A 24,655-nucleotide genomic window follows, 5' to 3' on the forward strand; every position below is an offset into this window, starting at 1 on the left:
AGAAAGAAAGGATGGTATATAGTGAAAGCAACAGGAAAAACCAGTATCTACCAAAACTATCGTTTCCCGGTTCTATTGCTGGCGGCGATTGCCGTCGGATGTGTCATCGGAGTTGTATTTGGCCCCAGGGCAGCGGTCCTTAAGCCGATTGGGGATATTTTTCTCAATCTGATCTTTACCGTTGTTGTCCCGCTCGTTCTGATTACGATTTCCAGTGCGGTAGCAAATATCGCAAATTTGAAGACACTGGGCAAAATTCTGGGCATCATGCTCATCGTTTTCCTCATCACCGGTTTTATCTCCGCTTCGCTTACCATTGGGGCTGTCAAGCTGTTTCCTCCCGCAGAAGGAATCAACGTCCAGCTCCCCGAGCCGGAAAAAGCGGAACCGCTGAAAACCGCGGATCAAATCGTTTCTACCTTTACAGTTCCTGATTTCAAAGATCTGCTTTCCCGAAAAAACATGCTTCCCTTGATCATTTTTGCCATTTTATTCGGAATGGCAGTCAGCCTGGCGGGCGAAAAGGGAAAAATCGTGGCCAGGGGACTGGATGCCCTGTCTGAAGTGATGATGAAATTGATCTTCGTGCTCATGTGGATCGCTCCACTGGGATTGGGAGCCTATTTTGCCAATTTGGTGGGCGTATTCGGTCCGGAACTGCTCGGTTCTTATGCCCGTGCGGCAGCCGTTTATTACCCGGTATCCATTCTTTACTTCTTTATCTTTTTCACTTTATATGCCTGGGTGGCGGGAGGTAAACAAGGCATCCGCTCCTTTTGGAAACATATCCTCACCCCTGCGGTAACGGCACTGGGAACCGGCAGCAGCGTAGCAACCATCCCGGCAAACTTGACTGCCGCCCGGCGAATTGGCGTAGATAAAGAGATACGGGAAATTGTTCTCCCGATCGGTGCGACCATTCACATGGATGGCTCCTGTATCAGCGCGATCCTGAAAATCTCTTTCTTGTTCGGCCTTTTTGGAATCCCGTTTGAAGGAATCGAAACATACCTGACAGCCATTTTGATCGCCATCTTGAGCGGAACCGTTATGTCCGGTGTTCCCGGCGGCGGGTTTATCGGTGAATTATTGATCGTTACCATGTACGGTTTTCAGCCGGAGGCTTTGCCTCTCCTGGCGATTCTGGGAACGCTCGTCGATCCGCCCGCGATAATGGTCAACTCTACCGGAGACACCGTGTCCAGCATGATCATCACCCGCTGGCTGAAAGGAAAAGAATGGATGAAAGCAAAAACCGGTTCGTAAGGTCGACGGCCAATTTAATACCTGCCCAAAGGCGATGAAAAAAGGAGGCGTCCGGGAAGGAACCCTCCTTTTTTGCAGCCAAGTTTTCCATCTTTCTAAAGGGATGGCTGGTTCTCCCCCCTGGTTGCCACATGTTCACCCACCCTTGGTCGGCCAGACCATGATCAAGATTTTATGGAAACCGAAAGCGGCTGATGGGATGATACATCGGCTGCTGGCCCAGACGGGTTTCATAGAGGACGATTTCCTCCGCCTCCCAGGCGGACTCATCTGTCTCCCAAGGATTCATCTGCCCTGCCTGCCGGGTGATAAAATCATTTTTTTGGTACTTGCGCGCCAAGGTGATATGCGGGCGATAGGGCCGGTCTTCCGGCGGGAACCCGATGGGCGCCAAATTCGTGGTCACTTGCTGCTGCAAATGGCGCAAACGCTCTAAGTCTCCTGCCACGCCTGCCCATAAGATCCGTGGTTGCTCCAGCCGGCCAAACGTGCCAATTCCCCGAATGGTTAACGTGAAAGGCCGCTCTTTCCCTGCAACCGCTTCTAAAGCGGAAACAATGGACTCCAGTTGCCCGTGGGAACAATCGCCCAAAAACTGCAAAGTAATGTGATAATCTTCTTCAAAGACCCATTTTCCAAATGGCCACTCTTTTTTCCGCTCATGGCACCAGCGGCTCAACATCCTTTTTTGTTCCGGTGGCAGAGGGACGGCCACAAATAATCGAAGAGTTGATTTCAACAGATCTCACCTACACTTTAAAGACAGTAAAACAAAAACCCAGCACTACCGCCGGGTTTTTGTTCAAAAGAGAAATTAAGCTTCCAGTGCTTTTTTGGCAGCGAGGATCGGTGCTTCGTAATCCGGATGGTTGGTTACCTCCGGTACATACTCCACATAAACCACTTTGTCATTTTTGTCGATGACAAAGACCGCGCGGGTGAGCAACCGCAATTCTTTGATCGCAACACCATAAGCGGTGCCAAAGGAAAGTTCGCGGTGATCAGACAGTGTTTGCAGGTTGTCCACCCCGGCCGCCCCGCACCAGCGTTTTTGCGCAAACGGGAGATCTACGCTGATCGTGAGAACTTTCACACCTTCCAGTTTGCTGGCTTCTTCGTTGAAGCGGCGGGTTTGCAGATCGCAGACACCCGTGTCCAGAGACGGAACGACACTGATGATGCGAACCGTACCTTTGCTGTCATTTAAGGTAACCGTGGAAAGATCGTTGGCTAATACGGTAAAGTCCGGTGCCTGGTCCCCCGCTTTAATCTCAGGACCCAGCAGAGTTACGGGATTTCCCTTAAACGTAACGGCTCCTTGGCGCTCTTGAGTCATATGCTGGTGCTCCTCCTCGTATGTAGATTACTTTTATATCTTATCATGTGTGCAGTTGCAGAGAAACAGAGAAAACGCAAGTTTAACCATTTTTACAATCCTGCCGAGGGCTCCCGCATCCGACAGGCGGCGGCCCGGATCCATCGGTTGGATGGGGAGACCGGAGATTCCCTCAGGTGAACCCCTGACTCGTTACCTGTTCCAAAAATGGGCTAGGCCACATGAAGTTCGTTGTTCAGGCACTCCTGGATGCTCTCTTCCAACACTTGCAAACCCTGATCAAGCACCTCTTCCGTAATCGTTAAAGGCGGGAGCAGCTTCACGACTTCGTCACGGGGACCGGAAGTTTCCAGGATCACTCCGCGCCGGAACGCGGATTTGCAGATGTTTTCAGCCAATCCATCCACTCCGCAGGCAATGCCCTGCATCAGTCCCCGGCCTCGTACCTCTCCTCTCAATTCCGGATAGTCCGCGATCATTTGTGTTAGTTTCCGATGGACTCTCTCCGCCTTTTGCTGGATTTGTTCCTGAAATGTCCGGTCTTCCCAATAGGTTAAGGCAGCGGCAGCCGTGACAAAAGCAGCGTTATTCCCCCTGAAGGTTCCATTGTGCTCACCGGGGCTCCAAATATCGTACTCCGGTTTAATTAAAGTTAAAGACATAGGCAAACCATATCCGCTGATCAATTTGGACAAGCAAATAATATCCGGTTGGATTCCCGCAGGTTCAAAGCTGAAAAAGGTTCCTGTACGTCCGCAGCCGGCCTGTACATCATCAATGATTAATAAGATCCCCAATTCCCGGCCTATTTTTTCGACCTCTCTTAACCAATAGAAACTGGCTGCATTCAATCCCCCTTCACCTTGAACCGTTTCCAATATCATCGCCGCAGGCAGATCGATTCCGCTTCCCTTATCTTGCAAAAATTTTCTCATAAACGCCAGCGAACTTTCTGAATCACCTAAAAAGCGATCATAAGGCATGCGTATGCAATATTCCAGCGGAACCCCTGCTCCGCGCCTTTTTCCGGGATTTGCGGTCATCGACAAGGAACCGAGGCTCATCCCGTGAAAGGCATTCGTAAAGCTGATCACAGAGGTACGGCCCGTCACCTTGCGCGCTATTTTCAGGGCGCTTTCCACTGTATTCGTGCCGGTAGGACCCGGAAACATGATTTTATAATTCATCCGGCGGGGAGCCAGAATCACTTCGTAAAACTTACCCAAAAACGTTTCTTTTGCCATCGTAGCCATATCCAGGCTATGAGTGATCCCATCGCCCACGATGTATTCTATAAGCTTTTCTTTCAAAAATGAATTGTTATGTCCGTAGTTCAATGCTCCTGCCCCGGCAAAAAAATCGATATACTCTTTCCCCTCAATGTCCCATAGAAGATGATCTTTCGCTTTGCAAAAAACGGTAGGAAATGACCGGCAATAACTGCGAACTTCCGATTCGAACCGTTCATAGTTATACATGTGATCCATCTCCCTGTATCGGTCTTTGAAAGTGATTGGCCAAGATCCGGGATCTTTATCCCCTGTCTACGAGCGGAGTGACAGAGCTCTCCCGGATCACTTTCGGAAAACACTCATCTCGCAAGCGCCGACAAAGTCAAGTTTTGAAAGATCAACTCCGACAGTTGTTTCTGGTGATCATGGAGGAAAAAATGATCTCCTGAAAATAACTGCATCGCAAAGGTATTGACGGTATGATCCTTCCATGCGGCAACATGTTCGACCGGAACTCCTGTATCTTCCGACCCGCCCATGGCGGTGATCGGGCAGCCGAGCGGAGACTCTCTCCTGTATTCATACGTCTCACACAGCGCAAAATCGGACCGGATGACCGGCAATAACAACTTCATCAACTCTTCATTTTGCAGTGCATCCTCCGGTGTGCCGTTTAATTTTTTCAACGATTGGATGAATTCCTGATCGGGCAACTGATGAATGTCGGACCGGGCTCTGGGGATCTGGGGAGCCCTGTGTGCGGAAACAAACAGGTGAACCGGCTCTAAGCCTTTGTTTCTCCGTAAATAACGCGCAAACTCAAAGCTGATGAGTGCTCCCATACTGTGCCCGAAAAAAGCAAAAGGGAGATTCATCAAGGGAAGGAGCGCTTCTGTCATCACTTCCAATAAAGAATCAAGACGGTTGATAGGAGGTTCCAACAACCTGTTCCCTCTGCCGGGAAGTTGGACGGGACACACTTCAATCTCCTGGGGAAATAATTCCGGCCATGAACGATAAATCACGGCATTTCCGCCTGCATAAGGGAAACAAAACAAGCGGAGTTTGGCGTGCGGTTTGGGATGGGAAGATAAGATCCATTCATTCTTCATGGATGGTACGGATGGTCTCGACATGATGTGCTCCTTTCCAGATGTCTGCTTATGCCCGGCTTTTCCTGGCCAACTGAACACGGAATGCGAATTGCTTTTCCAGATTCAACTCCACCAGCAAGGTGGCCAGGAAGAAACAAAACAGACCCGGAGGCCCCCATGGTGGTGTGTGGCTGGAAGCAAACAGCAAAGCGGCTACCGTTAACAGCCCCGTCGACAGACGAGGTTTGGCGAGCAGGGCAAAAACAACGCCCAACCCAACGACACAGATCCACCAAACAAGCGTGCCGGAAATTCCGGCAGGAAAACTAAACAAGCCAAAAGGTACTGCGACAACCCCCAACAATACCAGCCAGCGCTTTGATTCTGCTTCCGCCCGGGCGATCATTGCGGCGAAAACAGCAATCAACCAGGAAGTTACTGCAAGTGCGGTGATCAAAGTAGCAATTCCGCTGGTCCAAAAAGCATCAATGGCTTTCTCCAGCACTTCCCTCTGTTCCGGGGCAGTGCCTTGCGTATACTTGATCAAAATGCCATTCCCCAAGCCGACCAATGCATCAAACGCATTGTAGAAAATCACAAAGCACAAGACGGAAATGCGTGCAACCGTCGCTGCAAGCCCCCGAATGCCGCTGACCAGCCAGTACACCGCCAGACCCAACAGACCAAACAGAACCAATTGGATCACATGAAGAAAAATCCACCAATCGACGTGAGAACTCAGGGCACGGTAGACACCGGTCGGTTTCAAGTGCACAGGATGAGTGGTTTCCAAAATGGCCATGAACAAAGGAATTCCGATCATCACAAACCTGCGTAACCAAACATTTTTTTCCAATTTTGACGACCATCCTTTCAAACGGCTGCCGGTTCTGCACCCGGCAAAGGAATCACCGGGTGCAATTGGCAGCGTCGTTGTGTTTAAATCTTTAATACATTCAATTTCTTGGTGATGTACTCGGCCAACCGCGCGATATCAGGCGTTTCAAAAATCTTTCTGAGCGGCAATTCAACCTGGAATTCCTGGCGCAACCGGTTGACGACCCGGACCGATAACATGGAGTCGCCTCCCAATTCAAAGAAGTTGTCCGTCACTCCAACTTTCTCGATCTCCAGCAACTCCGCCCAAATGTCAGCCATCTTTTGCTCCACTTCATTGCGCGGGGGAACAAAACTTTGTTTGATTTCTTCCTCCATCGCTTCAATTTTGGGCAGCGATTTACGGTCGATCTTTCCATTTGGAGTCAACGGCAGCGCAACCAGTTCCATATAATACTTCGGCACCATATACTCCGGCAGTTTTTGCAGGAGGAAACCGCGCAACTCGTCTGGATCTGCCTGCATGCCTTCCCGGCAAACCACGTAGGCAGCCAGTTTCTTATTTCCTTTTTGCTCTCCCACCGCGGTGACGACCGCTTCCGCTATACAGGGGTGCTGGGTCAATACGGACTCGATCTCTCCCAATTCAATGCGGTAACCCTGCACCTTGACCTGGAAATCTTCCCGGCCCAGGAACTCAATATTCCCATCCGGAAGATATCGTCCGAGATCCCCGGTGCGGTACAGCCTCTCCCCGGTCTTCGGGTGGATAATGAAACTGGAGCGGGTTTTCTCTTCATCTTTCCAATACCCTTTTGCCAGACCGATCCCGCCGATATACAGCTGTCCCGTGACCCAAATCGGACAGGGTTCGAGAGCATCATTCAAAACGTGGAAGGTTTGATTGACCATCGGCTTCCCGTACGGAATGCTCTGCCAGGCAGGGTCCACAGCCTCAATGGGGTAAATAATGGACCAAATGGACGCTTCTGTGGCACCGCCTAAACTGATCACCTGTACATCGTTTGACAAGGACCGGATCTTATTCGGCAGGTTGAGCGGAATCCAGTCGCCGCTTAACAATACCAGGCGCAGACTGCCCGGCAATCTTTCTTGCCGCCCCTCCGCGAACTCCGTCAACATGCCCATTAAAGCGGGAACAGAGTTCCAGACCGTCACTTTTTCCCTCTCCATCAGGTCCATCCAGTGGGCGGGATCTTTTCTGGAGTCGGCATCCGGGATCACAATCGTTCCGCCCGCCGCCAGCGTTCCGAAGATATCGTAGACAGACAGGTCAAAGTTCAGAGCCGAAAGAGCGAAAACGCGATCGTTGCTGTCGATGTCAAAGCGGGAATTAATATCGTTGATCGTGTTAACCGCACCCGTATGGTCGATCATGACCCCCTTCGGCAATCCGGTCGAGCCGGAGGTAAAGATGACATACGCCAAATCTCCGGGATTCTGCACGCTGGAAAGGGGTTCGGTTGAGAAGTGCCGCAACTCGTCCCCATCCAGATTCCAGCGTTTGATATGGGACGGCCAATCCACCTTTTCAGCTACCCACGATTGGGTCAGTACCAGGCTCACTTCGCCGTGTTCCAGCAAATACGTGACGCGCTCTTGAGGCAATTCAGGGTCAATCGGCAAGTAAGCCGCACCCGACTTGAGAATGCCCAGGACCGCTACGACCTGTTCCCAGCCTTTTTCCATGAACACACCGACCAGTTTGTTGGGCTGGGCCCCCTGCTCCCGCAACAGGTGTCCGACCTGGTTGGAAAGCCGGTCCATTTCGCCATAGGTGAGCATTCGCCCGGAGGTGACGACTGCCGGTTGGTCCACTCTTTGTGATGCTTGTTTTGTAAATAAGGTGTGCAGCATCCCGGTTGAAACGGGTCCCTTTGTCTCATTCACTTCTTTTTGTTTTTCAAGTTGGGATTCGGGGATCAAAGGAATCACCGTTTCGGACCAGAGGCTTTCGTCTTCGGCCAGCCGGCGCAACAAACGGAAGTAGGCATCAAACATATCCTGCAGCATTCCGTCCGGGTAAATTTCCTCCACTACATCCCAGTTGCAATACAGGGTGCCGGAATCTTCCCAAACCCCGCAGTCCAGCGAAACCTGAGAGGTTTGCGTGATGCTGTGGATCGGTCTCAACGAAATCGGGGAATCCTCCTGGTCGGGGATGGGCAAGGTAAGGGCACTGGTAAATACGATCGGCATTTTGGCGCTGGTGACGCCGCCCTGAATTCGTTTCAATTCCCGGAGTACCTGGATTCCGCTGACATAATGATGTTCCAAATCGCTCCACAGCCGCTCCTGGATCTTGCGTGCCCGCACTTCAAACGGCTCCTGTGACGAGTTGTCCACTTCCAATAAGGTGAGTGAGGTAAATTCACCCACAATGTCATTCACCTGCGGATGGAACGGATGCCGGTTTAAAAAGGTCAGGTTGAGTGTAAAATGGGGACTTTTGCTCCAGGCTGTCAACACCTCAGCGTAAGCAGCCAACAGTACTCCCGTCGCAGTCATGCCTCTTCTGGTTGCTTTCCCTTTCAGTTTTCTCCAGACATCCGGCTCCAGGCTGGCGTGCAATCTCTTAAACTGGGGCCGCGTGACCGAACTCGAGCTCTTCACCAACGGCAGTTCCGGTGCGGGAGGCAAGGACGGAATGATATTTTGCCAGTATTTTTGCGATTGCCGGTACGGTTCCGACCCATGAAGAGAACGTTCCGCCAATACATAGTCCCTGAACGAAAACTCCAATTCCGGAAGTTCGGTATCGATATTTTCATGAAGTTGGACCAGCTCTTTGATCAGAACCACGAAACTCCATGCATCAAAAGTAAGTGAGTCGGTGCTGAAATGGATTCGGGCCTTGTTTCCGTCCAGTAAGGTCACCCGCAAATCAAATACCGGCCACCTGGAAGTGTCTAAAATTTGGTGGGACATTTCCTGGCGAATCGCTTCAATGCTGAAATCGATTTCTTCCTGGCTTTTCCCCCGCAAATCCGTTACCTTGATGTCATAATGGGGAACCTCTTTCAATATCCGTTGCTTTCCGTCCGAATCAACGACGGCACGAAGCATATCATGGCGCTTGATTAATTTTTGCCATGCTTGGTCAAAACGCTCCATATCCAGGTTTTCAAATTCCAGTTCATCGTAATTGTGGGTGGAAACATTGCCAAGCTCAAATTCCCCGCTGCGACCGATCCAGTAAGCCTCCTGCACATCCGTAAGCGGGAAGGGCTCGTACAAATTTTCCCGGTCGGGTTCCACTTGAGGCAGAGAATTGAGAAAGTCCTCATATTCCTTCTGTTCCCCGCGGTATCCATGGATCACTGTAGCCAGTTCGGCCACCGTCGGGGTTTCAAATAACGTTTTTAAAGATAAATCGACTTGAAAAACTTTTTTAATCTGCGAAATAATTTGAATAGCCAAAAGCGAATGACCGCCTAAAGCAAAGAAGTCATCAAATATGCTTACCCGTCGAAGCCCAAACGCCTGACCCCAGATGTCACACAGCATCTCCTCCGTTGCCGTGCGCGGCCCGACAAAATTGGATTTCGAGCCAAGCTCTTCCCAGTCAGGAGCCGGCAAGGCACGTCGATCCACTTTTCCGCTGTTATTCAGAGGCAGGGCATCGAGATGCACAAATGCAGAAGGCACCATGTGATCGGGTAATTTCCCTTTCAGATACATCCGGAGTTCTTCAAACGGCAACTCCTTCTGCTGATGGGTCACAAGATAAGCGACCAACCGCAGATCCCCGGGTTTATCCTCTCTTGCAATCACTACGTTTTCACGAATTTCGGGGTGTTCTCCCAATACCGTCTCAATTTCGCCCAGCTCAATCCGCAGACCGCGAATTTTGACCTGGTGATCAATCCGGCCAAGCAACTTGATATTTCCATCCGGCATAAAGCACGCCAGATCGCCGGTTCTGTACAAACGCTCTCCCGGAACGAAGGGATGATCCAAGAATTTTTCGGCATTCAACTCCGGTCGATTCAAGTATCCGCGTGCTACACCCGCACCCCCGATACATAACTCTCCCGGTATGCCGGCCGGAACCGGTTGAAGATGGGAATCCAGGATGTAAACGGAGACATTGGCAAGCGGTTGTCCGATCGGAACAATGTCGTTATCCGCAAATGATTCCATCGAACCATCATAATAGGTGCTGTCAATGGTTGCTTCCGTCACCCCGTAAGCATTGATCAACCGTGTCTTCGGACCGCATACCCGCTGGAAACGCCGATACTCATGGACATACCATACATCCGAACTCACGACGATGACCCGCATGAAATCCAGCGTCTGATTGGTTTCTTCCAGGTACTCGACCAGATTCCTCATCACCGCAGGCACGAATTCTGCGCAATCCACTTTTTCCTCTGCCATCAGACGGTATAATTCGGGAGCATCGAATAGAATTTCCTTGCGGCAAAGCACCAGTTTGGCTCCGGAAAGAAGCGACCGCACCAGGTCACCCGCATACACGTCAAAGGAGATACTGGCCATTTGGAGATGTGCCGTGCAGTGTTCGCGCAGTCCGTATGCTTGATCATATCCGTGAAAAGCATTCACCCAGCTGCGGTGGGTAATCATGGTTCCTTTTGGTTTGCCTGTGGAACCCGATGTATAGATGACATAAGCCAAATGATCCGGATGGGTAAGCGGTGTCAGATTTTCCCGGTTTTCCAGATCGAGCGTCGGATCGTCCAGATAAACAACGGCATTGACCCCATCAGGAACGACTCCGTTCAGCATTTGCTGCGTCACCAGGATCTCTGCACCGGCGTCCTCCATCATATATTGCAAACGGTCCTTTGGATAAGACGGGTCCATCGGCAAATAGGCGCCGCCAGCTTTCAGAATGGCCAGCGTCCCGACCACCATATCGAGGGATCGTTCTGCACAGATGCCCACAATTGTCTCCGGGCCGACCCCCAGGGAGCGAAGTCGACGTGCCAGTTGGTTGGCCCGTTCATTGAGTTGCCGATACGTCAAGTGTTTCGCCTCAAAGGATACCGCCACCGCTTCGGGAGTTTGTTGTGCCTGCTTTTCAAACAACTGGTGCATGCAATCGTCACTGCCGTGTTGCAGCGAGCGGCGGTTCCATTGATGCAAGAGCTGGTGTTTCTCAGTCTCTGTGAGCAACGGCAACTCGGAAATGCGTTGCTCCGGAGAAGCTACGATGGCTTCCAGGAGGGTCTGATAGTGGCTGGCCATCCGTTCGATTCTGTCTTTATCAAATAAATCCGTGTTATATTCAAATATACAGGTGGGTCCTTCCGGCCCCTCAAATACATCCAAGGAAATCTCATACTTGGCGGTTCCGCAGTCAATCGGAACAAATTCCATCGACAAACCGGGCATCTGGATCGCCGGAAGCGAATTTTGCAGTGTAAACATCACCTGAAAAACAGGGCTGTACCTTAAGTTTCTTTCCGGCTGCAACACTTCTACCAAGCGATCAAAGGGGAGGTCCTGGTTTTCAAATGCACCAAGAGAAGTGTCACGAACTTGCGCCAATAGGTCACGGAACGTGGGGTTTCCCGACAAATCCGAACGAAGAGCCAACGTATTCACACACGGACCGATCAGCCCTTCCAATTCCTGCATTTCTCGGCCGGTGGTCGGAGAGCCCACAATGATATCTTCCAGTCCGGTATACCGGAACAACAAAACTTTAAAAGCAGCCAGGAGAGTCATGAACAGCGTGACCCCCTCGCGGCGGCTGAACTCTTTCAGCTCCTCATACAGATCCACAGGCAGCAGGATGGAGTGGTAAGTTCCCTTAAATGTCTGGACAGCCGGACGCGGCCGGTCGGTCGGCAGCTCCAGGACAGGTAAAGCCCCGCCCAGCTTACTCTTCCAGTACTGCAGTTGCTTTTCCACCAGTTCACCCTGGAGCCTTTCACGCTGCCAACAGGCATAATCCGCATACTGAACGTTGGGCAGAGGAAGAGGAGAAGCTTCACCTTGACAGAACGCTTCATACAGTGCACACATTTCACGAACAAAGACCGAAAGGGACCAGCCATCGAAGACGGTGTGATGCATGGTGACCATGAACAAATACTCGTCGTCTTCCAAGTGAAGCAGAAGTGCCCGGAACAGAGGGCCTTCGGACAGATTGAAGGAATAGAGTGCTTCTTCCTGAATCAAGCGCTCTTTTTCCACTTCCCGCTTCTCAGCGTCCAGGTTGCGAAGATCCATCACACGCATTTCCATCTGCTGAGAAGGAGAAATTCTCTGCACGGGTTGCCCTTCCTCATTTTCGGCAAAAGTGGTCCTCAAAACTTCGTGCCGGCGAACCATTTCATTTAGCGTCCGTTTCAATGCGTCCATATCCAGGCTTCCCTTTAAGCGAAACACGGACGGCACATTATAAAAAGGGTTCCCCGGTTCCAACTGGTTGAGAATCCACAGCCGTTGCTGGGTGAAGGAAAGAGGGAAGGAGAGGGAGTCCCTGCTTTGCACAGGGATCCCGGCCTTCGCTTGGCTTTCTTGTTTCTGTTTGAGCAGTTTTTCAATCAATGCGCGTTTTTCGGCAGAAAGCGAGGATAGACGTTCATGCAGTTTGCTCATGGTTTCATCTCCTCTGTTGTTGCTACTTCCTCTAACAGCGCTTGAATTTCTTCTTCAGACAACTGTTCCAATTCGGCCAAAAGTTCCGCTGTCTCATCATCTTCTTCCAACTCCAACTGTGGCAAGAGGTTGGCCGCCAGTTGTTTGACAGTCGGACCTTTGAGCAAATCAACGACGGCAAGACTGACACCCAGTTTCTTCTCCATCCGGTTTTTCAGGTCAATCGCCATCATGGAATCGAGGCCCAGCGTACTTAATGACTGGTCAACGTTCAGTTTGGAGCGATCCATGCGCAACACGGATGCGGCTAAATCCTGCAGATACGATTCCAGCAAGGCGGGCCGTTCCGAAGACGGGGCAGCCAGCAAAACTCCTTTGACGAAATCTTCGTTGTTTTGTTCTGTTTCCGTTTTGCTGTTTTGTTTTTCTTCCTCCAACAAATCGGCGAGCATGGCCGGAGCAACTCCCATCGGATAGTTCATCTCAGCCACGACAGGCCAGTTCGCGGTTGCCACGGCGACCTGGGGCGCGCTTTGTCCGAGGATATGACCCAGCGCTTCCAGTCCTTGTTGTGGAGTGAAAGGATAGTTTCCGCGCCGTTCGAAAAACTCGGTCAAATCCAGTTTTGTAGCCATTCCCACTTCAGCCCATGGTCCCCAATTGATGCTGACAGCAGGCAGACCCAACGATTGACGGTAACCGGCCAGCGCATCCATATAGGCGTTTCCTGCCGCGTAATTGCCTTGTCCCGGCGACACGACCAACGAAGCGATCGAAGAGAAGAGTACAAAGAAGTCTAATGGCTTGTCTGCAAAATAGCGATGCAGGTTCCAAGCTCCCATCACTTTGGGACGGAGCACATCCGTAAACGCCTTCGCGTCCATTTGCAGCATCAACTGAGGCAGGGCTACGCCCGCGGAATGAACCACTCCCCGAACCGGCGGCCATTCGTTGGCTTCGTAATCTTGAAGCGCGGACACGATTTCTTCTTCACGGGAGACATCCGCAGCGATCACGTGAACACTGGCTCCCATCGACTCCAATTCACGAACGGCCTGGATTCTTTCAGCAAGGCGGGAATCTGTCACCCGGCTCCATTCAGAACGGGGAGGCAATGCCCCGCGCCCGACCAGGAGGAGTCTCCGGGCTCCCTGCCGGATCATCCAGCGTGCCACCAACAAGCCCAGTGCTCCGAATCCGCCCGTAATCAAGTAACTGGCATCAGGTCTGAATGTGGGTGCAACAGGCAGAGCGAAATTGTGATGTTCGTGGAGACGGGCCACATATCTCTTTCCTCCGCGGAAGGCGATTTGATCTTCTTCGCCGGGATTCCAAATCGCCTCGAACAAGCAGGCGCTGTCATCACCGCCGGCAAGGTCCAGATCGATAATCCCGCCATATAAATCTTTATGTTCTTGATGGCCAAGCACCCTTGCCATTCCCCACAGCGATGCTTGTGCAGGATTCACCGATTCTGCTTCTTCGCCCACTTGCTGTGCTCCGCGCGTGACCAGCCACAATTTAGGAGCTCTCCGCCAGCTCCGTTTGGCCAGCGACTGGACGAGGTGGAGTACACTAATACATCCCAGCTCTTCTGCTTGTTGAAGGGTGGTGGTGGTGGTCAACTCCGGAGCGGTGATGTTCAAACTCCACAAATGCACCAACCCGCTGCATTGATTCCCTTCCAGGACTTGTTCGAGGAGTGCCTGCATATCTTCCGGGTTTGCCGGGTGAATACGATAATGTCTCTCCCCGTCCTTGGTATAGCCGTCTCCCGGATAGACGAGAATCGCATGCTGGCCCTGTTCCTCCAGCTTTTTCGCAAGAGCTTGTCCAACGCCTTGTTCATCAGCGAAAATCAGCCAGTTTCCGGCTTGTTCCGGTTGTTGGGTCACAGCAGCCGGTTCCTTGCTTTCCTCCTCTTTCAACACCCACTTCAATTCATAATACGAAGGGGGCTGTGCCGATGTTGCCGCCTGGGCATCCTGCGTGAGGGATTTTGCCCGGCACCCTTGAATCTCGATGATAATATTTCCCTCTTGATCCAGCAGGAAGATGTCGCCTCTCAGATACTCATCCTGCTGATCCTCAATCGTTGCATAGATCCACATATGTGAACGGAGGTTTCCTCTCACCCGTCCCTGTTTGACCCCCGTCGGCATATAGACGGTCACTTCATCTTTCTCCGGATCGGCAAACGGCAACGCTGCCGCCATCACTTGAAAACAAACATCCAGCACTGCCGGGTGAACCTGATATTCCGGAATTTCATGTTCAAGTGCTTCCGGAATGCGGATTTCCGCCAATGCCTCCCGCGATCCTTGCCATAACCGTTCAATTCCCTGGAAGGTTTCCCCATATTCCAGACCCAGCATTTTGAATTGGCGATAACATTCTTCGCGGGGAATCTCATTGAATATCCGGCTCTTCAGTTCATTTAATTCCAACTTCGTTACGTTGCCGCTATTTTGCGGTTGGACCTTGCCGCTCGCATGCAGATTCCAATCTTTACCTTCCGGATTAAAGGTCGAGTAGATGCGGAAGGAACCGTCATTGGGATCCAGCAGCACTTGCATCTTGGGAACTTTTTCCTCATTTAGGAACAAAGCTTTATGAAACTCGATATCCTCTACATATAAGGAAGAAGTCCTGTCCCCAAAAGCTTCTCTGGCAGCCGCCAAACCCATCTCGACATAAGCTGCTCCCGGATAAACCACTTCGCCCTGGATGCGGTGATCATCCAAATAGCGCCTGTGCCATTTGTCCATCTGCACTTCCCAGGTCGGATACGGTGACCTCAACCGGCGGCCCAGCAACGGATGCTGCCCTGTCCCCAAGCGGTCTTGTTCTGAAGCTTCGGATTCCTGCCAATGCCGCACACGCTGCCAAGGATAGGACGGAAGCTTGACCACTTGTCCACCTTCGGGATAAAACGCGTTCCAATCAACGGCAAAACCCAAGGTGTAAAGGGCTCCCAAAGATCCCAGGATCTCAGCCCTTTCCGGCTCTTTGCGCCGCAGGGAGTGCACGACGGTTCCTTCTGCTTCTTTTTGTGCCAAACATTCTTTGATGGAGCTGGTTAGTACGGGGTGCGGACTCAATTCTAAAAATGTGTGGGTATTTGCTTCGATGAGTGCTTCGATGGCGGAAGAGAAATAAACCGGCTCTCGCACATTTTTCCACCAGTATTCGGCGTTCCATTCTCTTCCGTCAGAAAGCTTTCCAAAAGCGGTAGAATACAAAGGAATGGAAGCTTGGCGAGGGTTAATATCTTGAAGGACATCCAATAACTCTTCTCTTAACGGATCCATATAATGGCTGTGATAAGGGACTTTTCCATGCAGGTAGCGTGTAAATACGCCCTTTTCCTGCAAAGGAAGCAACACTTTTTCCAACGCGGCCGGGTCGCCGACGAGGGTGACGGCATTCGGGCTGTTGATGGCCGCGATCGAGATTTCCTCTTCAAATCCTTCCAGCACTTTCTTTGCTTCGCTGAGCGGCAATCCGACAGCAGCCAATTTCCCGAGTCCGGTCATTCTCTGTTGCAGACGGCTGCGATGGTAGATGATGCGCACAGCATCCTCCAAACTGTAGACTCCGGCTTCATAAGCGGCAGCTACTTCACCCGCGCTGTGTCCGACGATCGCATCGGGCCGGATTCCCCACGAACGCCACAAGGCGGCCAAACCGAGCTGCAAGGCAAAGTTCGCGGGTTGAGCAACTTGCGCTTCATCCATCCGCGATTCGGCCTCATCGGCGCACATCTCTTTCAGCAGAGACCAACCGGAAATCTTGGTGAATTCTTTATCAACTTTTTCCACCGTTTCCCGGAAAACAGGTTCTTTTTCCAATAGTTCGCGTCCCATTGCCCACCATTGCGGCCCCATTCCCGCGAATACGAAGGCAAGTGAAGGCGGTGCAGGTTCGTTTTGACCCAGATGGCGCTGAATGTTCACCCGTCCGGAGGACATCCCCGGGCGCAGTTCGTCATTCACATATGCTTTTAAATGATCCGACAACTTCTCTTTCGAGCGAACGACCAGGGCCAAGCGGTCTTCATGGTGGCTCCGGCGAAGACTTGCGGTGTAACCGAGGTGATGCAAGTGAATATCCTGCTCACCGTCCGTTAACATCCCCTGGAAAGACTCCGCCAAATCTTTGAGCGCTTCCGGGCTCCGTGCCGATAATGGGAGCAAATATTCCCGTTGGCTTTCCAATGACTCGCTGGTTTGATCCACCCGGCGGGATCCAGGGGCTTCTTCCAACAAAACGTGAGCATTGGTTCCGCCAAATCCGAAGGAATTGACTCCCGCCAAGGCAGGGCCTTCCGCATCGGGCCACGGGGTCAGTTCCTGTGCCACCTGTAGGCGTAACTTTTCAAAAGAAATGGACGGGTTTGGATTTTTCAGGTGCAGATTCGGAGGGATTTGTTTGTGTTTTAAACAAAGTACCGCTTTGATTAAACCAGCCACCCCTGCAGCGGCTTCTGTATGTCCGATATTGGTCTTCACTGAACCGACGAAGCATTTTTCTCCTTCCGGACGGCCTTCGGAGAGGACCGAACCCAGAGCATTCACCTCGATCGGATCTCCTACGGGGGTCCCTGTTCCATGTGCTTCCACGTATTGAATTTGCCCCGGTGAAACGCCGGCACGGCTGTATACCTCTCTTAACAGCGCCTCCTGAGCTTCTCTTCGCGGAACCGTGATCCCGTTGCTATGCCCGTCTTGGTTCACACCGGTCGCACGGATTAAGGCATGAATCGGATCTCCGTCGGCCAGTGCTTGGGACAAGGGCTTTAACAGAATGACTCCCGCACCCTCTCCCCGAACATAACCGTTGGCGCTAGAATCCCAGGTTTTGGAACGCCCGTCAGGTGAAAGCATGCCCGCTTTGGACTCTGCAATCGTATAATCGGGTTTGAGCATGATATTGACTCCGCCGGCCAAGGCCAGGTCTGTCTCGCCGTTCCATAAACTTTGACATGCCAAATGGACGGCAACCAGCGACGAAGAACAAGCCGTATCGACAGCCACACTGGGCCCTTGGAAATCAAATACATAAGATAGCCGGTTTGCCAACAGGGTCATCATCGCACCCGTAGCCGTATGAGAGTCGACTAAATGGCGATTGCTCTCCGAAAATTGCAGCAGCTTGTAATCCAGGGTAAAGCCGCCCATAAATACACCTGTTTTGGAGCCGGCTAACTTTTCAGGAACTTGTCCGGCATCTTCCAAACACTCCCAGGTGACTTCCAGCAACAAGCGCTGTTGAGGGTCCATTAAAGCTGCTTCACGCGGGGAGATCCCAAAAAAGGAAGCGTCAAATTGGTCGATCTGATCCAGGAAACCGCCCCACCGGGTGATGAGTCTGCCCGGGATCTCCCGGCTGGGATTATAAAATGCCTTGAGATCCCAACGGTCTTTCGGAACCTCTGAAATTGCGTCAACACCACTTTTCAAAATATTCTAAAATTTGTCCGGGCTATCGGCACCACCCGGAAAACGACATCCCATTCCGATGATGGCGATCGGTTCATTTACTTTCCTTTGCTCCATGAGATCAAGATCCCCTTTCATCGTGTCTCTACAGTTTGTCTCGCGCGCATTCGACACCACTCGAGCGTTTTCCGAATCGCTTCCCGGTGCGGGGTGGCATTGGCACCAAAAGTGCTTTCAAATTTACTGTGGTTCATGACAAAGGGTTTCTCAAATTGATATAAAATTTCTTTCACATCCCTCATAAAGGGGCTGAATAATGACAGGAAAGCAATTCCCAGCTTGGGAGCCACGCTTAGTTTGGCCGGTGTTCCCGCCTCTTCATATACCATTTCGATGAATTGTCTCGTCGTTAAGGTTTCCCCACTGGGAATATGCCAGATTTCACCCAAGGCTTCCTCACGTTCACCCAGTGTAATTAAACCTTTGGCAAAATCATCGATAAAAGTATATGTATGAGGCGCATCAGGATCACCGAGCACTTGTGCGGCCTTTCCTTCCAATGCTGCGATAAACAGCTTTTCACCCACGATCGAATCGAACACATCGGGACCATAAAAGTTGGAAGCACGACCGATTGCGGCCCTGATTCTCTTTTGGGCATGCGCCTGCATAATCTTGTCTGCGATATGCGCCCGGATCCGCCCTTTGGGTCCGGTAGCGGCATTCGGCAGATCTTCGGTCATCTCGGTCGAGACAGGACCATACATATAAAGATTATCGCCATGTACCAGCTTTGCCCCGGCAGATTCTGCTGCCGAGATGATATTTTCGATCATCGGCACCAGCTTTTCCGACCACTCCGCATAAGGAACATTGGTGCAGTTATAAATGACCGCTGCATCTAGGCAAACTTTCTGCAATTCTTCCAGGTTCATGGCATCTGCTTGAACCACTTCAACTTCCGACGGCAGATCAGCCAGGCCGGTTCGGTTGACGGCTCGTACCGCTTTTCCTCTGGACACCAGCTCCCTGACGACTGCCTTCCCCAGCGCACCTGTACCGATCACGACATGTTTTTCCGTTGAATTCGCTTTGTCCATGATTCCTCCTTCATTTTGTTCAACTTCAAATATAATTAATTATTCTTACACTATTCATTCTATTAATTAAATATTTAATTGTCAATGTTATTTCTGTATATTTAGTGATTAAATTATGATAAACAGATTTAATTTAAATAAAGGTCCTAATTTAAATAAGTAAATTGTACTATTTAAGTTTATTACGAGAATCGAGAAAAAATCCCAAAGAAATGGTCAAGAGGTAAATCAGAAAAACCGTTCGAGCAGCCAAGTTCGCATCCATTTCCTTAAGAAAGCTCTGTTTCTTTAGCATAACAGCCCAAAATCATCTATCGATCATATGATTGATAAAAAAGAAATAAGAATGTGTTAACTTCTCTAAATAAAGGAGCGAATCCAGGATCCTTCCAATTTGAACCAAAAGTCCATCTAAAAAGTTATTGAAAATGAACTCTCTTTTAGATGCAAGAAGGGCGGGATCATGATCATGAAAAATGTCTTGCCAACTCCTGTTTGGCATTTTATAATTTCGATAATCTAAATTTACGAGAGAAAACAGTTCGGATTGAATGAACGGATAGGAGAGCTACCCATGCAACTTTCCTCAACCGAGCGCTTCGATGCAAAACCAACTATATATCCTATTTTATTTTTGATTAGCCTTGTCCATCTGTTCAATGACTCCATGCAAGCGGTGATTCCGGCCATCTTTCCCATCTTGAAAAATTCGATGCACCTGACTTACACGCAGATCGGATGGATTGGCTTTGCCATCAACTTTACCGCCTCTCTACTGCAACCGGTGTTTGGCTGGTATACGGACAAACGCCCTTTTCCGTATATGCTGCCAATCGGAATGGCTTCCACCTGTCTCGGGATGTTCTGTCTGGCCTTTGCACCCAGCTACATGTTTGTCCTGTTGGCCGTCGTGCTGGTGGGAATCGGCTCTGCCATCTTTCATCCCGAATCTTCGCGTGTATCCTATTTGGCTGCCGGAAATCGACGGGGGCTGGCTCAATCGATCTTTCAGGTAGGCGGGAACACGGGACAAGCTCTCGCTCCGCTGATGACCTACCTGATCTTTATCCCGCTCGGGCAACGGGGAGCCCTCTGGTTTACGTTAGTGGCAGGCACCGCCCTGGTGATCCAGCTATTCATCGCCAGGTGGTATCAGGGCTATCTGCGCGCCCATCCCCGTCCCGCAAATCAAGAGCAGGCGGCAGCTCAAACGAGCGGAATAAAAAAGGCGCTTCTTTTCGCCATGATTTTGCTGATCTTTCTTATTTTCGTCCGCTCCTGGTATCACGCCGGCATCAGCACCTACTATCAGTTCTATTTGATGGAACGGTACCACATCTCGTTGGAACACGCGCAAATCTACATTTTCCTCTTCCTGTTGGCCGGTGCAGCCGGAACGTTCTTCGGCGGCCCGCTCGCAGACCGATTCGGCATGAAAAGGATTATATATTTTTCGATGCTGGGTTCCGCGCCGCTTGCCCTGCTCCTGCCTTATGTGAACGCCTCCTGGGCGTATGTGATCTTACTCATGAACGGCTTTATCGTGCTGTCCAGTTTTTCCGTCACCGTGGTCTACGCACAGCAGCTGTTCCCGGGCAAAATCGGGATGGTTTCCGGTTTAACCGTCGGATTTGCATTCGGCATGGGAGCGGTTGGTTCGGTGGGCTTGGGAAAAATGATCGACATGGCGGGACTCTCAAGCGTGATGCATTGGATCGGATTTCTGCCGCTTCTCGGCGTACTCACTTATTTCCTTCCGGATGACCAAAAGGTGAAGGAATGGAACCAGAGAGAAAAACAAACGGCTTGATTAAAAAAAGAACCCTGCCGCTCATTTGACCGGCAGGGTTCTTGCTTTAAAACAGTTTGATGAGATAACCGAGAATCAACCCTACCACCCCGAAGTCGGAGTCGCCAAAAGTGGTCTTTTCAAAGCCAAGGGTTCCCAAAAGCGGCAGCAGCAATGCCGGCAGAAAGCTGATCAAAAGCCCGTTGGCAAAGGCTCCAAGGATCGCCCCTCTCCTTCCGCCGGTTGCGTTCCCAAAGACACCCGCAGTCGCTCCGGTAAAGAAATGAGGAACCAAACCGGGAACAATCACCGCAAGCCCAAACAGAGGAAGCAAAAACATGCTGATCAGACCTGCCAGAAAGCTCATGATGAAACCGATGATGACGGCATTGGGGGCAAACGGGAAGACGGTGGGACAATCGAGAGCCGGTTTGGCATTGGGCACGATCTTATCCGCGATTCCTTTAAATGCCGGAACAATCTCCGCGATCAGAATCCGCACCCCGGCCAGAACGATGTACACCCCTGCGGCAAAGGTAATCGCCTGAATGAGCGAGTAGACGATATAATTGGTACCGCCCGACAGCTTGCTCTCCACAAACGTTTGACCGGCAAAGAGCGCCACAATAATGAAGAGCAGGGTCATCGTCAAAGAGACCGCCACCGAGGTATCCCGCAAAAAGCCGAGTTGCTTGGGAACCTTAATATTTTCGGTCGAATGATCCTTATTCCCGAAATATTTCCCGACCGTTCCCGCGACAAAGTAGCCCAGCGACCCAAAATGGCCCACGGCAAAGTCGTCGCTGTTCGTAATCTGTCTCACATAGGGCTGCAACAGCGCCGGAAACAGGACCATACACAACCCCAGCAAAACAGAGCCCAGGAGGACGGTTCCGACTCCTTTGACCCCGCTCGTCGACAAAATCACTCCGATGAGGCAAGCCATGAACATCGTATGATGCCCGGTGAGAAAGATATATTTAAACCGGGTAAAACGGGCCAGCAGGATATTGACAACCATCCCGAACACCATGATCAGCGCCGTTTCCATGCCAAAGGTGTTCTGGGCCACGGCCACGATCGCCTCGTTATTGGGAATCACCCCGGTAATGTGAAAGGCCTGGTTAAACATTTTGCCAAATACATCCAGAGAACCGATGATCACATTCGCTCCTGCTCCGATGATCAGAAAGCCCATAATGGTTTTCAGCGTGCCGGCAACGATGTCGGCAGCTCCTTTTTTCTGCAAAAGAAGGCCGATGAGTGCAAACAGACCGACCAAAATGGCCGGGGTTCCCAAAATATCTTTCATTATCATGTCAAACATAAAGAAATCCTCCTCTCCTGCTTCAAAGTCATTTGTTTCACCGGCTGACTGTGATGGGGATGAGGCCGTTGGGAAACGGACGACACCCGTACATGGACCAGCCGGGAAAGGATGTTTACCCTATTTTCATAAATATGGGGAAAGCTTCTCTTTCATTTCTCCGATATTCATCACGTTCTCCAAAGCGATGATCCGGCGTGTTCCATCGTCAAGGCTGTGGATGATATCTTTGGCTCCAATGTAAAGATCCGCTTTTTCCGTGCGCGCCGTTGCCAGATCCGTATGAGTCACCTCCGCTTCTTTGCCGAGTTCAGCCAGCGCTTTTTTTACATTCAGCTCCATGATGAAACTGCTTCCCAGTCCGTTTCCGCACACAACCAAAATTTTCATTTAAACGTTTCCCCTTTCGAATAATGATGAATGAGTTTCATGATCTCTGCTTTTTCCTCACACTGAATGAGGCGGTCAATATTTTCTTCCGAGGATAGCAACTCGGTCAGCTGGGCAAGTGCTCTCAGATGGGATTCACCATCGGTGGCCGCCAGGACGATGACTAAGTGAACCGGCTTTTTATCGCCAAACAACACGCTTTGTTTCAAGCGGAGAAGGCTCATGGACAGGATGTTCACGCCTTCTTCCGGGCGGGCATGGGGAATGGCCACTTTTGGGGTGATCACGACGTATGGTCCCGTCTCTTGAATGGAGCGGATCATCGCCTCGACATATGACGGTTCAACCGATCCGTTCTCAAGAAGTGGTTGAGCCGCCAACCGTACGGCTTCCTGCCAGTCGGCCACCTCGTCAGCCAATTGGACAGTTTCTTCGGTGATCAATTCATCTAACACGGGCTTGTCTGTCTCCTTCCTCATCCATCCTTTTTTGAACCGATTTTTGAAGTGCCGGCGAAGAGCTCCGGCCAACCCGTCGGCATCCCGAATGTCGGCATATTGGCCAATGAGCTCGACCAGTGCCGGAACATCCGGCTCCGTCAGGGAAAAACCGTATAAAACCTGCATCACTTCTCTGTATATCCTTTGTTCCTCTTCCTTGTCGATAATGGGGTTTACAATGAAGAGCATGGCCTCCGTTCTCACAAATACGGTGGAAAAAACGATGTCATAAGAAAACGGAGACTTGTAAAACTCCCGGACGGACAAGCTGTCCAAAAAGAGAAGATCGGGAAACATTTCCTTCAGTTTGATGAAGAGCATTTTGGAGATGGCTACTCCTTTGGGACAAACAACAACCGCCTTCGGCCAGGAAGCCAGCTCCATCCCCTGCCTTCTCAGCCAACTGCCAAAATGCATCGTCACATAAGCCATTTCATCATCTGACACGGGACGGCCAACCCTACGGACGAACGGCTCCATCGCCTTTTTGACCAGGTGATGAAGTTCGCTGTGTTCCTTCATGATCAGACCACACAATGGATTTTTCAATTCCAGGCCAAACTTCACACGAAAGTAGGCCGGACGCAGGTGTTGAAAAATTTGCCGGGCCAACTTTTCTTTTTCCTTCAATTCGACGCAGGCGTGCTTCTCAAACTCCTCAATCATCCGGAAAGACAGATCCAGCCATTGTTGCCTGTGAGGGTCCGGCTCATCATCGCCGGCATCTGCCATATTGGTTGCCAACAATTGAAGGGCAAAATAAGCCCGTTCTTCAGGAAACTCCTTTTCTTCCCATTTCAATAAATGAAAAAGATTTTCCATCGCTCCGTACTCCGCCGTGGAAACCACCTCTTGCCAGCCATCGACCGGCCATGACAACCGGTTCCCCGTTTGAATGCGGATCACTGTATAGACAATCTCATAAGCCAACTCCGCCAACCGTTCATCGGTATAGCAAATTTGTAACTGGTTTTCGATCCGCTCCAATTCCCTCTGAACCATTTGGACCCGCTCCACATCGTCTCCCAGCGGTTGCGAGAGCAACCATTCTCCATTTTCGCGGGAAAGGCAGCTCCGGATGAGCGAAGCAAGCAACCGCCTCCGGTTCCATTCCAATCCGTTGAGAAAATAACCTTCCGAACGGCTATAGCGAAGTTGAATCCCGTATTCCCCGGCCAGGCGATTGGCTTTTTTGATGTCATTTAAAGCCGTATTGCGGCTCACTTGAAGTGCGCTGCTGATATGGAGGAGCGACAGGTGTTCTTTTTTGGCGAGCAACAGGAGCAAGACGAATCGGGCCCGTTCTTGGTCAGTCAGTATATAAACCTCTTTCGAACGGGGAGTCTGGAGCTCCGCAGCTTGATTTGCAACAGACGGGTCCACCCGAAAACCTTGCTGCCGGTCATACTGGACGGGGGGCAGATTCTTTTCGTTCAACCAGCCGTTGATCTTATCCAGATCATATTGAATCTGTCTGCGGGAAAGACGCAGTTTCCGTTCCAGATCTCCGATGCTCGCGCCGGGCAAGGAAATGATCTCCTGCAATAACCGGATACTTCTTTGATCTAATTGCATAACAAAAACCCTTTCCGCATAAACTATTATATTAAAGGTTATTGAAACCCAGAAAACGTTTTCATCACAACTTGTGGACATCGGTTTGCACAAAATTGGGTGAGTCGTCAGCCGAAATACAAAAAGTCCTTCCACATGAGAAGGACTTTTATCATCTCTGGATTTACAATC

The 24,655-nt window shown here is 50.8% G+C and carries 13 protein-coding genes; 2 read left to right on the top strand and 11 right to left on the bottom strand.

Going from position 1 to position 24,655, the window contains the following annotated elements; genetic code table 11:
* Nucleotides 1-21 precede the first annotated feature (21 nt).
* A complete protein-coding gene (locus BMW55_RS03820) occupies nucleotides 22-1,266 on the top strand; it encodes a dicarboxylate/amino acid:cation symporter (protein ID WP_244527431.1) in 1,245 nt (414 codons plus the stop codon).
* Nucleotides 1,267-1,438: 172 nt separating this feature from the next.
* Here the strand turns inward: BMW55_RS03820 and thpR are convergent, their stop codons facing one another.
* The 8 genes from thpR to BMW55_RS03860 all read right to left on the bottom strand — a co-directional run bounded on the left by thpR (nucleotide 1,439) and on the right by BMW55_RS03860 (nucleotide 18,903).
* Nucleotides 1,439-2,005 (bottom strand): RNA 2',3'-cyclic phosphodiesterase, encoded by a 567-nt coding sequence (gene thpR / locus BMW55_RS03825; protein WP_089965556.1) that lies wholly within the window; start codon nucleotides 2,003-2,005, stop codon nucleotides 1,439-1,441.
* Nucleotides 2,006-2,080: 75 nt separating this feature from the next.
* Nucleotides 2,081-2,602: a thiol peroxidase gene (gene tpx / locus BMW55_RS03830; protein ID WP_089965557.1), complete on the bottom strand. Its 522-nt coding sequence runs from the start codon at nucleotides 2,600-2,602 to the stop codon at nucleotides 2,081-2,083.
* A gap of 212 nt (nucleotides 2,603-2,814) precedes the next feature.
* Complete coding sequence (gene ectB / locus BMW55_RS03835; RefSeq protein ID WP_244527432.1) at nucleotides 2,815-4,080, bottom strand: diaminobutyrate--2-oxoglutarate transaminase; 1,266 nt, start codon at nucleotides 4,078-4,080, stop codon at nucleotides 2,815-2,817.
* Nucleotides 4,081-4,193: 113 nt separating this feature from the next.
* Nucleotides 4,194-4,970, bottom strand: a complete 777-nt coding sequence (locus tag BMW55_RS03840) for a thioesterase II family protein (protein WP_280139736.1) — start codon at nucleotides 4,968-4,970, stop codon at nucleotides 4,194-4,196.
* 25 nt (nucleotides 4,971-4,995) lie between these two features.
* On the bottom strand, nucleotides 4,996-5,784 hold the full coding sequence (locus tag BMW55_RS03845; protein ID WP_089965562.1) for a hypothetical protein: 789 nt from the start codon (nucleotides 5,782-5,784) through the stop codon (nucleotides 4,996-4,998).
* An 83-nt stretch (nucleotides 5,785-5,867) separates the two neighbouring features.
* Entirely contained in the window at nucleotides 5,868-12,362 is a 6,495-nt protein-coding gene (locus BMW55_RS03850; protein WP_089965564.1) for a non-ribosomal peptide synthetase, read from the bottom strand.
* A complete protein-coding gene (locus BMW55_RS03855; protein ID WP_244527433.1) occupies nucleotides 12,359-17,824 on the bottom strand; it encodes a type I polyketide synthase in 5,466 nt (1,821 codons plus the stop codon). The genes BMW55_RS03850 and BMW55_RS03855 overlap by 4 nt, the downstream gene beginning before the upstream one ends.
* A 113-nt stretch (nucleotides 17,825-17,937) precedes the next feature.
* Entirely contained in the window at nucleotides 17,938-18,903 is a 966-nt protein-coding gene (locus BMW55_RS03860; protein ID WP_089965566.1) for an NAD-dependent epimerase/dehydratase family protein, read from the bottom strand.
* 574 nt (nucleotides 18,904-19,477) lie between these two features.
* Here BMW55_RS03860 and BMW55_RS03865 point away from each other — a divergent pair.
* Entirely contained in the window at nucleotides 19,478-20,713 is a 1,236-nt protein-coding gene (locus BMW55_RS03865; RefSeq protein WP_089965567.1) for an MFS transporter, read from the top strand.
* A 46-nt stretch (nucleotides 20,714-20,759) separates the two neighbouring features.
* On the opposite strand, the gene BMW55_RS03870 is transcribed toward BMW55_RS03865, so the two are convergent.
* The 3 genes from BMW55_RS03870 to BMW55_RS03880 form a co-directional block, all read right to left on the bottom strand.
* Nucleotides 20,760-22,019, bottom strand: coding sequence for a PTS ascorbate transporter subunit IIC (locus BMW55_RS03870; protein WP_089965569.1), 1,260 nt, complete (start codon nucleotides 22,017-22,019; stop codon nucleotides 20,760-20,762).
* Nucleotides 22,020-22,145: 126 nt separating this feature from the next.
* Nucleotides 22,146-22,409 (bottom strand): PTS sugar transporter subunit IIB, encoded by a 264-nt coding sequence (locus BMW55_RS03875; RefSeq protein WP_089965570.1) that lies wholly within the window; start codon nucleotides 22,407-22,409, stop codon nucleotides 22,146-22,148.
* Nucleotides 22,406-24,484 carry a BglG family transcription antiterminator gene (locus tag BMW55_RS03880; RefSeq protein ID WP_170839727.1) on the bottom strand — a complete coding sequence of 693 codons (2,079 nt, stop codon included), beginning with the start codon at nucleotides 24,482-24,484 and terminating at the stop codon, nucleotides 22,406-22,408. Before BMW55_RS03880 ends, BMW55_RS03875 begins: the two co-directional genes overlap by 4 nt.
* Nucleotides 24,485-24,655: the final 171 nt, after the last annotated feature.

The sequence above is a fragment of the Lihuaxuella thermophila genome (assembly GCF_900110165.1).
In the GTDB taxonomy this organism is placed as follows: Bacteria; Bacillota; Bacilli; order Thermoactinomycetales; family Thermoactinomycetaceae; genus Lihuaxuella; species Lihuaxuella thermophila.

What these genes read in the sequence shown, in the direction of transcription:
- tpx (WP_089965557.1), bottom strand. Translation starts at nt 2,602, where the DNA reads ATGACTCAAGAGCGCCAAGGAGCCGTTACGTTTAAGGGAAATCCCGTA.
- ectB (WP_244527432.1), bottom strand. Translation starts at nt 4,080, where the DNA reads ATGTATAACTATGAACGGTTCGAATCGGAAGTTCGCAGTTATTGCCGG.
- BMW55_RS03840 (WP_280139736.1), bottom strand. Translation starts at nt 4,970, where the DNA reads ATGTCGAGACCATCCGTACCATCCATGAAGAATGAATGGATCTTATCT.
- BMW55_RS03850 (WP_089965564.1), bottom strand. Translation starts at nt 12,362, where the DNA reads ATGAGCAAACTGCATGAACGTCTATCCTCGCTTTCTGCCGAAAAACGC.
- BMW55_RS03860 (WP_089965566.1), bottom strand. Translation starts at nt 18,903, where the DNA reads ATGGACAAAGCGAATTCAACGGAAAAACATGTCGTGATCGGTACAGGT.
- BMW55_RS03865 (WP_089965567.1), top strand. Translation starts at nt 19,478, where the DNA reads ATGCAACTTTCCTCAACCGAGCGCTTCGATGCAAAACCAACTATATAT.
- BMW55_RS03870 (WP_089965569.1), bottom strand. Translation starts at nt 22,019, where the DNA reads ATGTTTGACATGATAATGAAAGATATTTTGGGAACCCCGGCCATTTTG.
- BMW55_RS03875 (WP_089965570.1), bottom strand. Translation starts at nt 22,409, where the DNA reads ATGAAAATTTTGGTTGTGTGCGGAAACGGACTGGGAAGCAGTTTCATC.
- BMW55_RS03880 (WP_170839727.1), bottom strand. Translation starts at nt 24,484, where the DNA reads ATGCAATTAGATCAAAGAAGTATCCGGTTATTGCAGGAGATCATTTCC.